Consider the following 1343-nt stretch of genomic DNA (forward strand, 5'->3'; position numbering starts at 1 on the left):
TATGTACTGTAAGCTGAATACATAGGCTTATGGAGGTAGACCCGGGGAACTGAAACATCTAAGTACCCGGAGGAAGAGAAAGAAAAATCGATTTCCTAAGTAGCGGCGAGCGAAATGGAAAGAGCCCAAACCAGAAACTTGTTTCTGGGGTTGAGGATAGATCATAAATATGGATGGATTTTAACAGAAGAGAGCTGGAACGCTCTACCGTAGAAGGTAATAGTCCTGTATGTGAAAAAAGAAATCCTAAGATCTAATCCAGAGTACCACGAGACACGTGAAACCTTGTGGGAAGCAGGGAGGACCACCTCCCAAGGCTAAATACTAACTGGTGACCGATAGTGGAGTAGTACCGTGAGGGAAAGGTGAAAAGAACCCCGGGAGGGGAGTGAAATAGAACCTGAAACCGTGTGCCTACAACCGGTGGAAGCACATTAACGTGTGACCACGTGCTTTTTGTAGAACGAGCCAGCGAGTTACGGTATGTAGCAAGGTTAAGCACTTAAGGTGCGGAGCCGAAGGGAAACCGAGTCTGAATAGGGCGACTAGTTGCATGCCGTAGACCCGAAACCGGGTGACCTATCCATGGACAGGTTGAAGCGGAAGTAAAATTCCGTGGAGGACCGAACCACGTTGGTGTTGAAAAACCATGGGATGAGCTGTGGATAGCGGAGAAATTCCAATCGAACTCGGAGATAGCTGGTTCTCCTCGAAATAGCTTTAGGGCTAGCGTCTGGTAATTGAGTAATGGAGGTAGAGCACTGAATGGGCTAGGGGCTGACAACAGTTACCGAACCCTATCAAACTCCGAATGCCATATACTTTTATCCAGGCAGTCAGACTACGAATGATAAGATCCGTGGTCAAAAGGGAAACAGCCCAGACCATCAGCTAAGGTCCCAAAGTGTAAGTTAAGTGGAAAAGGATGTGGGATTTCTAAGACAACTAGGATGTTGGCTTAGAAGCAGCCACTCATTTAAAGAGTGCGTAATAGCTCACTAGTCAAGAGATCCCGCGCCGAAGATGTCCGGGGCTAAAACTTACCACCGAAGCTATGGACTCGAAAGAGTGGTAGAGGAGCTTCCTGTATGGGTTGAAGTCGTACCGAAAGGAACGGTGGACTGTACAGGAGTGAGTATGCTGGCATAAGTAGCGAGAAATAAGTGAGAATCTTATTGGCCGAAAACCTAAGGTTTCCTGAGGAAGGCTCGTCCGCTCAGGGTTAGTCGGGACCTAAGCCGAGGCCGAAAGGCGTAGGTGATGGACAATTGGTTGATATTCCAATACCACTAACTAACGTTATTACCGATGGGGTGACACAGAAGGATAGGATGTGCGCACTA

General features: G+C 47.7%; 1 rRNA gene. It reads left to right on the forward strand.

Features of this window, described 5'->3' with window-relative positions:
• Nucleotides 1-1343: ribosomal RNA gene (locus tag JOC70_RS19065) — 23S ribosomal RNA — on the forward strand; the annotation flags it as partial.

The organism is Clostridium pascui (assembly GCF_016908015.1).
Lineage (GTDB): Bacteria > Bacillota > Clostridia > Clostridiales > Clostridiaceae > Clostridium_AK > Clostridium_AK pascui.